The organism is Paraburkholderia phymatum (genome assembly GCF_040965635.1).
Classification (GTDB): Bacteria; Pseudomonadota; Gammaproteobacteria; order Burkholderiales; family Burkholderiaceae; genus Paraburkholderia; species Paraburkholderia phymatum_B.
In genome coordinates this window covers 1-9948 of the sequence record NZ_JBFRCH010000070.1, presented here as the reverse complement: position 1 = coordinate 9948, position 9948 = coordinate 1, and the positions used below count along the sequence as shown (strand labels likewise).

The window sequence follows — 9948 nt, the reverse complement described above, 5'->3', positions numbered from 1 at the left end:
GCGCGGATACGCTAGCTTCAAAACCATGCGAACCGTGCTGTTCCTGATTGCAGGCAAGCTCGATTTCTCGGCCTTCAATCCACATGCCTCGTGAGCCGCATTACCCACTCCATTTTTGAAATAGCCAATTTGAATCGTATTTTTCCACGAGCGGCCGCTTGAGCATTACAACGTTCGATACACGGAATTCTCGAATTCAACGCATGAACTTCCGTCGCTTGTCGGGCAAGATTTTTCGGACAGGGCTATTGGTGGTACCGTCTCGCATGGCTGCTGTGGTCGCGAGCGACTCGATGATTGGGCAGTCCGACGTATCGTCGCCATGACAGCCATGCACCAAGTGTTCGAGCGCGGCCTTCATCTCCTGAAGCTCCTTGAGTTTTTCGTCGAGTTCCGCGATGTGCGCCTGCGCCAATGCCTTGACCTGCCGGCTGGAACGGTCCCGGTTCTGCCATAGATCGAGCAGATCACCAATCCGTTCCAGCGAAAAACCGAGGTCGCGGCAGTAGCGGATAAAGCGCAGCCTGCTCACATCCTTGTCACTGTATTGCCGGTAACCGCTCATCGAGCGAATCGCCTGCGGCAACAGCCCTAGACCCTCATAATGCCGAATCATCTTGGTCGAGACGCCGGATGCCGCCGCTACTTCGCCGATGTTCATGGTCAAGCTCCTTGCGTCGGGCCAAGCGCGCCGGCGGCGGTCGCCGCCCCCCGCCAACGACGCAGCATCAGCGCGTTGCTGACGACGCTGACACTGCTGAAGGCCATAGCAGCCCCGGCAATGACCGGGTTCAGCAAGCCCAACGCCGCCAGCGGGATACCCAGCACGTTATACGCGAACGCCCAGAACAAGCCTTGTTTGATTTTCGAGTAAGTACGACGCGAGACATCGAACGAATCCGCCACCAAGCGGGGATCACCGCGCATCAAGGTGATGCCTGCCGCTTCCATCGCCACGTCGGTGCCTGTCGACATCGACAAGCCAACGTCCGCCGCCACCAACGACGGGGCATCGTTCAATCCGTCTCCGACCATCGCCACGACTTGGCCTTGCTTGCGCAGGCCCTCAACAATCGACGCCTTGTCACCAGGCAACAATTCGGCATGGACTTCATCGATGCCCAGGTCCCGCGCCACGGCATTGGCACTGCCCTGGTTATCACCGGTCAGCATCACCGTCTTGATGCCCAGTTCGCGCAGCCGCTTGACGGCCGCATACGACGCGGGCTTGACGGTGTCGCCAAAAGCCAGCAGCCCCAACACGCGAGTCCGACTTTCCTCTTGCGCCAGCAACCAGGAGATAGTCCGCCCCTCTCCCTCGAGGCGCTCGGCCTCAGACAGCAGCGATCCCGGAGCCGCATCAGACTCCTTCATCAACCGCGTGCTGCCCAACAGAAGCTGCCGCCCGCGCACGACGGCCTGCACACCGCGGCCGGGCAGAGCCCGAGCGTCCTGCGCCAGCGGCACCGCGATACGCTCATCGCGGACCTTCTCCATCACCGCATGTGCGAGCGGATGGTCACTGGTCTTCTGCAGTGCGGCCGCAAGCTGCAGCACCTCTTTCGAATCGCCGACGTCGGCTGCCTCGATCGCGACCAACGACGGCTTGCCTTCGGTCAGCGTGCCCGTCTTGTCGAACGCCACGACCGTCACCGAGTGAGCCACTTCGAGTGCTTCCGCATCCTTGATCAGAATTCCCTGACGGGCGGCAACGCCGGTGCCGGCCATGATGGCCGTCGGCGTGGCGAGGCCGAGCGCACAGGGGCAAGCGATCACGAGCACCGCGACCGCACTGATCACCGCATGCTGCACATCGCCGTTGTAAATAAACCAGCCGACGAAGGTCAACAGCGCCAGCCCGAGGACGACCGGGACGAAGACCGCACTCACGCGGTCGACGATGCGCTGAATCGGAGCTTTTGCCGCCTGCGCCGACTCCACCATGCGGATGATTCTGGCAAGCGTCGTCTCGGCGCCAATGGCCACCGTGCGGACCTGCAATACACCTTCCTCGTTGACGGAACCGCCGGTCACCTTGTCACCGACAGCCTTCGCGACCGGCAGGCTCTCGCCGGTGATGAGCGACTCATTGATGTGGCTGCGGCCGTCGATGACTTCACCATCCACCGGTACGCGTTCGCCGGGACGGATAACCACGACGTCACCTACGGCAACCTGCTCGACCGGCGTCGTGACTTCGACGCCATCCACCAGGACGCGAGCAACAGTCGGCCGCAGCGCATTCAGTGAGCGGATTGCATCGGCCGTCTGCCGCTTGGCACGCGATTCGAGCCATTTACCGAGTAACACCAGAGTAATGACCGCGGCCGATGCCTCGAAATACAGATCCGGCGTATCGCCGTTGCGGTGCTGCCACAACAGGAAAACCGAAAGCCCGTACGCCGCGCTTGTGCCCAGCGCGACCAGCAGGTCCATGTTGCCGCTGCCCGCCTTCACGGCTTTCCAGCCGGCGCGGTAGAAACGAGCGCCGAGCCAGAACTGCACCGGGGTCGCCAGCGCCAATTGCACCCAGCCCCCCAGCTCCCACTCGATGCCGAACAACTGCAGCAGCATCGGCAGCAGCAGCGGAAGCGTCAGCAACGTACCGGCGAGCACCGGCCACCATTGCGGAAGACTTGCCGCAGCCGGTGCGGCCGATGCCGCCGATTTGGCCTCGACCGGTTTAGCGGCGTAACCGGCTTTTTCAATAGCCGCGGCCAACGTCGCGAACGACACGCCGCCATTCGCCGTAATCGTCGCTTTTTCGGTCGCCAGGTTCACCGATGCGGCCGAGACGCCGGGGACCTTCAGCAACGCCTTTTCCACCCGGCCCACGCACGATGCGCAGGTCATGCCTTCGATCCCGAGCTCGATCGGGCTGGAGCGGACATCGTATCCGGCCTTGCGGACGGCGTCGGCCAGCGCCCCGACGTCCACATCGGCAGACGCCCGAACCGTGGCTTCCTCGGTCGCCAGGTTGACTGCCGTGCTTTCGACGCCCGGCAGCGCCTCCAGCGCCTTCTCAATGCGCGAGACGCAGCTCGCGCACGTCATACCTTCGATGGGCAGCCTGAATTCCTGGAATTTGGATGTTGAAGCGGTCGTACTCATGAGGGGTGATCTCCGTTTCGTTGGTGTTTCGATGGAGAGCAGCTTCATCGTTCCCATCATCGGAAGGTCAAGCGGCGCATGAAAAAAATTTTCGATTACGTCACAGCGGTTGCAACAGCTCTATTGACATTCCAACGATAGGAAGCTCTACAGTCCCGCCGTCTCATCGAAAAACCAGTCGAGAAATCTCATGGCTTACCGACTGCCGTAGATCACGGAGAATCCCATGCAAAGTCGTAATCCACCAACCAGTACGTCGCGGCGGCGCTTCGTTCAAGGCGTGGCCTTGGGCGGTGCCGCTGCCACACTTGGCCTACTCCAGTCCTCGCGCACCTGGGCGCTGACCAGCCCCGACCAGCCGACCGTGCTGCGCGGTACCGATTTCACGCTGGATATCGCCGAAACCCCCGTCAACTACACTGGCCATTCACGCCTTGCCACGACCATCAACGGCAGCCTTCCCGGACCCACACTCCGCTGGAAGGAGGGGACCACAGTGGCGCTGCGCGTGACTAATCGGCTACGGGTGCCAACTTCCATTCATTGGCACGGCATTCTTGTTCCAACTGAAATGGACGGGGTGCCTGGCCTCAGCTTTCCTGGCATCGCACCGGGCGAGACCTTTGTCTATCGCTTCACCGTGCGGCAGGCCGGCACCTATTGGTACCACTCGCATTCACGCTTTCAGGAACAAACGGGGGTGTTCGGCCCGCTGATTATCGAACCGGCTGGGCCCGATCGCATTGCGGTCGACCGCGACTATGTCGTCATGCTCAACGACTGGTCCGACGATGACCCCGAGCATATCTACGCGACGCTGAAGAAGTCGGGCGATTACTACAACTACGCCATGCCCACAGCGCCGGATTTCTTCCGCGACGTGCGAGAGCATGGGCTGAGTAGTGCTCTAGCAAGGCGCAAGATGTGGGAGCAGATGCGTATGAATCCGACCGACTACAGCGACGTGTCGGGACAGATCTATACCTATCTGACGAACGGACACTCGCCGGCCGACAATTGGACGGGACTTTTCAAGCCCGGCGAAAAGGTGCGACTGCGCTTTATCAACGGCTCGTCGATGTCGATCTTCGACGTGCGCATCCCGGGCCTGAAAATGACCGTGGTCAGCGCCGACGGACAGGATGTAGAGCCGGTGAGCGTAGACGAGTTCCGCATTTCCATCGCTGAAACCTTCGACGTGATCGTTCAACCCGAAGACGACCGCGCGTACACCCTATTCGCCCAATCGATCGACCGCAGCGGCTACGCGCGCGGCACGCTCGCGCCGCGCCTCGGCATGCAGGCGGACATCCCGAAAATGGACCCGGTCGGCTGGTTGGACAAGGCGGACATGATGGGCGCAATGATGATGGGCGGAATGCATGCGCAAAGCGGAATGTCGGGGAAACCCGGGATGGGGATGATGGCCGCGATGCCGCCCGCGCATCACGCTCGTACCGAATATGGCCCTGGTGTCGACATGCGCGTCGATATGCCACGCACCAATCTCGACGACCCGGGCGCGGGTCTGCGCGGCAACGGCCGCCGCGTCCTCACCTACGCCGATCTGCATACGATCGGCGGGTCTCTGGACCCGCGCGAGCCGAACCGCGAAATCGAACTGCACCTTACCGGCAACATGGAGCGGTTCATGTGGTCGTTCGACGGCGTGAAGTACTCCGATGCAAAGCCGGTTCACTTGAGAACCGGGGAGCGCGTGCGCGTCGTGCTCGTCAACGACACCATGATGAATCATCCGATCCACCTGCACGGCATGTGGAGCGAGTTGGAAAATCCGTCCGGTGGTTTCCAGGTGCGCAAGCACACCATCAACGTGCAGCCTGCGCAACGTATCGCCTACGGTGTGACGGCCGATGCGCCGGGACACTGGGCCTATCACTGCCATATGCTCTATCACATGTTTGCGGGCATGTTCCGCGAGGTGGTCGTGTCATGATTAAAAGCCGACAAATTACCGCCATGATCCCGCAGCGCTTTCTATGGCTCGCGGCGGGACTGCTGGCCGCGCCGGCCCTATCCGTCGCCCAAATGGCTCAGCCCGCCTCCGGCACTTCCACGCCCTCGATGAACGTTGCGCCGCACGATGAGCATTCGATGCCCGGCATGCAGATGCCCCCGATGAAGGGCTCCATGCAAAACGGCAGTGCTGCGTCGCACGGCAATAATCCGATGGCCGGCATGCATATGGGGTCCATGCAGGGCGGCAGCGCACCGCCCAATGCGCGCAGCCCCGACTACTCCGACGGTGTCAGCGCCAGTTCCGAGCCGGGCATGGACATGGACGACGCCGCGCCGCTGGGCCTGCTGCAGTTCGACCAGTTGGAAGCGTTCCACGACAAGGACACCAATGGACTGGCGTGGGAAATGCACGGATGGTACGGCAACGACATCAACAAGCTATGGATCCGCAGCGAAGGCGAACGTAGCGGCGGCCACTTTGGCGATGCCGATGTCGAGGCGCTCTGGAGCCATGCGTTCGCGGAATATTGGGACACGGAACTCGGCATACGCCAGGATTTCGGCGATGGGCCGGCCCGCCATTGGGCTTCATTCGGCGTACAGGGCATCGTACCGTACAACTTCGATATCGAGGCCACCGGCTACGTCGATCCAACAGGACGAACTGCTGCTCGGGTGCGCGCGGAGTACGACATGCGCTTCACCCAGCGGCTGATCTTGCAACCGGACCTCGAGGTCAACGCGTATGGGCGCTCGGATCCTGCCCGGGGAATCGGCGCTGGGATCTCCGACGCCCAGTTCGGCTTGCGTTTGCGCTATGAGATCAATCGGCGCGTCGCGCCCTACATCGGTGTCGAGTGGAAACGCCGCTTCGGCGCCACCGCTAATCTTGCCCGTGACGCTAATCAAGCCGTCTTCGATCAACACTGGGTTGCCGGCATTCGCATTTGGTATTAGTTGCTAAATGCCTCTTGACATTACGGCGATGGCAAGCCGGATAGTTTCAACGTCTCATCGATAAAACCCGTTAGGAGAAAACTTATGATTGCCTTTGAAGTAAATGACATGACGTGTGGCCACTGCGCCGGCGCGATTACCGAAGCGCTGAAAGCTGTGGACGGTGGTGCGCAGATCACCGTCGATCCGGCCAAGCATCGGGTGACGATCGAGTCGACCGATGTCGATCCGAACAAGTTGCGCGACGCCATTGCGGATGCCGGTTACACGCCCGTGCAAATCGAGGACGCGACCGCCAACGCATGCACTCCGGCGAAGACCTGCTGTGGACAACAGCAATAAGGTTTGCTCTCTCACAGCGTCGCCCGCTCGCGATGAACGCCATCATTGTGATGCGGCGACGCCGACGACACGCCTTATGCAGATATGCCGGACTCACATTCCGGCGTCCCACTTCGGCACAGTCCTGGGCGTCTCCGGGCTCGGGCAGGCGTGGCGCATGGCGGCACGGCTATGGGGCCTGCCGCCCACCGTTGCCGAAGCGCTTATGGCCATCGCGGGGTTGGTCTGGGCCATACTCACCATCGGCTACTTGTGGCAAGCCATCCGGAACTTCGAAGCCGTCAAGGCCGAGTTCTTGCACCCTGTGCAAGGCGGCACGCCCGCGTTGTTGTCAGTGTCCACTTTGCTCGTCGCCATGGCAGTCCTTCAATACTCGATTACCGCGGCGTGGTTTTTGGCCATGAGCGGCATCGCGTGGCACGTAGGCTTCTCACTCTGGCACACAGGCACGCTATGGCAGGGCGGGAGGAACTCCGAGGACACGGTGCCGACCTTGTACCTGCCGACCGTTGCAGGCAACTTCACTAGCGCAGCGGCGCTTGGTTCGTTAGGGCGTCCGGACTGGGGTTGGCTATTTTTGGGTACTGGGCTGTTCTCCTGGTTGGCCCTCGAGTCGCTGGTGATCCATCGGCTATGGCATTCGACAGCGATACCCGCGCGTCAGCGCCCCCTCATTGGCATTCAGTTCGCCCCGCCGGTCGTTTGCGCCATGGCTTGGCTGGCCTTGTCTCCAGGTAGCACGGACCACTGGCTTCTCATGCTCTGGGGTTACGGACTTTTCCAGTTGCTGCTTGGCCTACGCCTCGGATCGTGGCTGGGCGTGCAGTCCTTCATCCCTGCCTACTGGGCCTATACGTTTGGTGTCGCAGCCGCGACAGTCTGCAGCCTGAAGCTAGCGCAGTCGGGCGTGCGATCGGCGCAATTGCTGGCTATACCCATATTCGTCGGCGCCAACCTGTTCATTGGCTACCTTGCGATACGGACAATCCGCCTGCTCGTCAAAACGTGGTCATCCCCTCAGCGGTTATCCCCTCCTCTGCGGGACTGATTCAGCAGCAGCTGCCTTTATCTACGCTCACTCGGAGGGTTTTTTGCCGAAGCCTTCGATGACAACCGAACACTCGCTCTCGCCCCGCGCCCGCGCATGTATGCTTGCGGACTGGTGCTCATCTCCAAGCAAAACGCGTACACAAAGGCTGACGTTGAGCCATATCCGAGCTCCATGCGGTCCGCGTCACTCCCAACCCGCCGCCAAGCAACTCAATGGCCCTAAACAATCGCATACGCCGCCGCCAAGAACGCAAACTCATACCTCGGTTACGAAGTGTCGAGCCAAGGTCCGCGTCGACATGCCGAACATTCCGCTCCACGCCTCAGGCCCTCGAGGCGAACCGATCGGCTTCTTCGTGAGCAAGATCGGTGACTTGAACGAGATCGTGCATCTTTGGGGGATTCGAGAGTCTCGCCGATCGTGAAGCCCGCCGTGAAGCACGTCAGCAGGACCGAAAATGGCACGAGTTTCTCAGAAGTGCGGTCGTGACTGATTATCTAGTTTCACAATGCTCCGCAATCTATCGCCCTACTTCGTTTTCTAGAATTTGCTGAGGGTTCGAAGCCACAATTGTTAGCGTCATGCTGCTCGCTCATCTCGTTTCGACCTCGAGCTGCGGAACGCCGATCAATTCTTGCAGCGCCCTTTCCCACGGAGGGATTTCGCCGATGTCGTCGACGAGGAAGTCGATGAAGCTTCGCACCAACGCATTGGAGTATTTCGAGCGGTAATACATAGCGTATAGCGTGTGCGTAGTCGCAGACCGATAGTCCGGGACGACGATACGCAATGCGCCTCGAACGATATCGGACGCGACGAGATACGTCGGCAGACACGCTACGCCGTGTCCCTGCAGCGCGGCCTCATACAACGCCAAGCTCGAGTTGGAATCGAGCACCGGCTTGACAGCGATTTGCTGCGTTTTGTTCTTTCCGAGGAAGGACCATGCCCCGTTGGTGGTCATGGCCGGATATGCCAAGCATCTGTGGCCCGCGAGGTCGGCGGGTTTGCAAATTGGCTCGTTCGAGTCGAGATAACCTGGCGCAGCGCAGTACATCCAGTGTATCGTCGCGAGCTTCCTGGCCGCGTAGTTTGAGTCGGTTCTGCTGGTGATACGGATCGCCAGGTCGAAGTTTTCCTCGACCAAGTTGGTCAGCCGATCGTCCAGCGTGATTGATGCGCTAACCGCCGGCTGCCCGCCTAAGTATCGCCCCATGATCGGTGTGAGCTGCCTCGACCCGAACGCGATGGAGCAGGTCAATCGCAGGTTTCCCTGCAGAGTCTTCAATTGCCGCGCCGCATCGAGTGTGCTTTCCAGATCGGCGAGGATGTCGTTTGCCCGTTCGAATATGATTCGGCCACTGTCCGTCAACGTCAAGCTTCGAGTGGTACGTTTGACGAGAAGCACGCCCAGCCGGACTTCAAGTTGCGCCAAGCTCTTGCTGACTGCCGAAGGCGATAGATTCAATTCTCGAGCTGCGGCGGACAAGCTTCCCAACTCCGCAATCCGAACAAAGATAGTGATTTGTGTGAGTGACGCGAAACTCTTCATAACGCAACCAAACTGTTGTTAAAGAAAACAGCCCGAGGAATATAGTTTTGATTGCGCCATGCTGAAGTGGGCATCACCTCAGTCGTTGAATGAACAGGCAGGCGTGCGATGAACAGGCAGGCGTGCGATGAACAGGCAGGCGTGCGTTCGATTGTAGTCGCGCGGACCATCGCTGCACACCGCATATTTTCTATCTGTCACGATAAGAAAAACTTTGTTCGGTAGGACTGACAGCCGTCGCTACAACGGTGGAGCTACCGGCCGCAGAGTTTTTCTTTCCATCCGCGATATTAAATCTAGTTTGCCGGGGTAAATAAATCGGCGAAGAATTCACATTCCGGCCGACATGCAGGCGTCACGGAAGGAACTCGCAGCTGGCATCGCTTCGGCTCGATACCAATTGGTGTCGATCGATTTTTCCGTACGCTGGCTTTACCGACGTCGTGCTACCGATTCGTCGCACTTCGATCGCGGAACACGAAGGTCACCCATTGCGTAAACAGGACAGGAGCAACGAAATGGTCTATCTGCAGATTACTCTCAAGGTCGCGAACGCCAATCGGGCCGCTGCCGCGGCGGTCTACGAGAAATATAAGGCCCCCTTTCTCAACACCATCGCCGGCGCGAAGTCGAAGGAGCTGCTGGTGCGCGATGAGGACGTGCAGGTGTTGCATGGTTTCGATAGCGAAGCGAACGCGAGTGCCTACTTGGGGAGCGAGTTGTTCACCGCGGATGTGGTCGGCGGGCTCAAACCCCTGCTTGAAGCAGGGCCGGACGTGCGTATCTACCAAGTCGCCTGATCCCCAACACCGCAAGGTGCTGCGCTGGCACCTTGTATCTTGAAGTCCGGTTTTGAACCTTCTCTTTTTCATTCGTAGTTGGAGGCTGTGGAGCTTGTGGGCGAAGGAGAGCGCGGTGGGCAACGCGTAGCGTTGTCCACGGTAAGCTTTCCGGT

The 9948-nt window shown here is 60.1% G+C and carries 9 protein-coding genes; 6 read left to right on the top strand and 3 right to left on the bottom strand.

The window, feature by feature from the left end; genetic code table 11:
- Positions 1-196: 196 nt before the first annotated feature.
- Both cueR and AB4Y32_RS39855 read right to left on the bottom strand, forming a co-directional pair.
- Positions 197-661: a Cu(I)-responsive transcriptional regulator gene (gene cueR, locus AB4Y32_RS39860; RefSeq protein WP_368726493.1), complete on the bottom strand. Its 465-nt coding sequence runs from the start codon at positions 659-661 to the stop codon at positions 197-199.
- A 2-nt stretch (positions 662-663) separates the two neighbouring features.
- Complete coding sequence (locus AB4Y32_RS39855) at positions 664-3111, bottom strand: heavy metal translocating P-type ATPase (RefSeq protein WP_368726496.1); 2448 nt, start codon at positions 3109-3111, stop codon at positions 664-666.
- A gap of 226 nt (positions 3112-3337) precedes the next feature.
- On the opposite strand from AB4Y32_RS39855, the gene AB4Y32_RS39850 reads away from it, so the two are divergent.
- The 5 genes from AB4Y32_RS39850 (at position 3338) to AB4Y32_RS39830 (ending at position 7995) form a co-directional block, all read left to right on the top strand.
- The gene (locus tag AB4Y32_RS39850; protein ID WP_368726492.1) at positions 3338-5068 is read left to right on the top strand and encodes a copper resistance system multicopper oxidase; all 1731 of its coding nucleotides are present in this window, start codon (positions 3338-3340) and stop codon (positions 5066-5068) included.
- Entirely contained in the window at positions 5065-6048 is a 984-nt protein-coding gene (locus AB4Y32_RS39845) for a copper resistance protein B (RefSeq protein WP_368726491.1), read from the top strand. The genes AB4Y32_RS39850 and AB4Y32_RS39845 overlap by 4 nt, the downstream gene beginning before the upstream one ends.
- Before the next feature lie 84 nt (positions 6049-6132).
- Positions 6133-6390: a heavy-metal-associated domain-containing protein gene (locus AB4Y32_RS39840; RefSeq protein WP_368726490.1), complete on the top strand. Its 258-nt coding sequence runs from the start codon at positions 6133-6135 to the stop codon at positions 6388-6390.
- Positions 6391-6466: 76 nt separating this feature from the next.
- Positions 6467-7438 carry a dicarboxylate transporter/tellurite-resistance protein TehA gene (tehA, locus tag AB4Y32_RS39835; protein WP_368726495.1) on the top strand — a complete coding sequence of 324 codons (972 nt, stop codon included), beginning with the start codon at positions 6467-6469 and terminating at the stop codon, positions 7436-7438.
- A gap of 392 nt (positions 7439-7830) precedes the next feature.
- A complete protein-coding gene (locus AB4Y32_RS39830) occupies positions 7831-7995 on the top strand; it encodes an NIPSNAP family protein (RefSeq protein WP_368726494.1) in 165 nt (54 codons plus the stop codon).
- A 38-nt stretch (positions 7996-8033) separates the two neighbouring features.
- Here the strand turns inward: AB4Y32_RS39830 and AB4Y32_RS39825 are convergent, their stop codons facing one another.
- Entirely contained in the window at positions 8034-8993 is a 960-nt protein-coding gene (locus tag AB4Y32_RS39825) for a LysR family transcriptional regulator (RefSeq protein WP_368726489.1), read from the bottom strand.
- 518 nt (positions 8994-9511) lie between these two features.
- Between AB4Y32_RS39825 and AB4Y32_RS39820 the strand changes: the two genes are divergently transcribed.
- Positions 9512-9793 (top strand): hypothetical protein, encoded by a 282-nt coding sequence (locus AB4Y32_RS39820; RefSeq protein WP_368726488.1) that lies wholly within the window; start codon positions 9512-9514, stop codon positions 9791-9793.
- Positions 9794-9948 lie beyond the last annotated feature (155 nt).

Coding starts and splice junctions, on each gene's coding strand:
- AB4Y32_RS39840 (WP_368726490.1), top strand. CDS start 6,133: ATGATTGCCTTTGAAGTAAATGACATGACGTGTGGCCACTGCGCCGGC.
- AB4Y32_RS39855 (WP_368726496.1), bottom strand. CDS start 3,111: ATGAGTACGACCGCTTCAACATCCAAATTCCAGGAATTCAGGCTGCCC.
- tehA (WP_368726495.1), top strand. CDS start 6,467: ATGCAGATATGCCGGACTCACATTCCGGCGTCCCACTTCGGCACAGTC.
- AB4Y32_RS39850 (WP_368726492.1), top strand. CDS start 3,338: ATGCAAAGTCGTAATCCACCAACCAGTACGTCGCGGCGGCGCTTCGTT.
- AB4Y32_RS39825 (WP_368726489.1), bottom strand. CDS start 8,993: ATGAAGAGTTTCGCGTCACTCACACAAATCACTATCTTTGTTCGGATT.
- AB4Y32_RS39845 (WP_368726491.1), top strand. CDS start 5,065: ATGATTAAAAGCCGACAAATTACCGCCATGATCCCGCAGCGCTTTCTA.
- cueR (WP_368726493.1), bottom strand. CDS start 661: ATGAACATCGGCGAAGTAGCGGCGGCATCCGGCGTCTCGACCAAGATG.
- AB4Y32_RS39820 (WP_368726488.1), top strand. CDS start 9,512: ATGGTCTATCTGCAGATTACTCTCAAGGTCGCGAACGCCAATCGGGCC.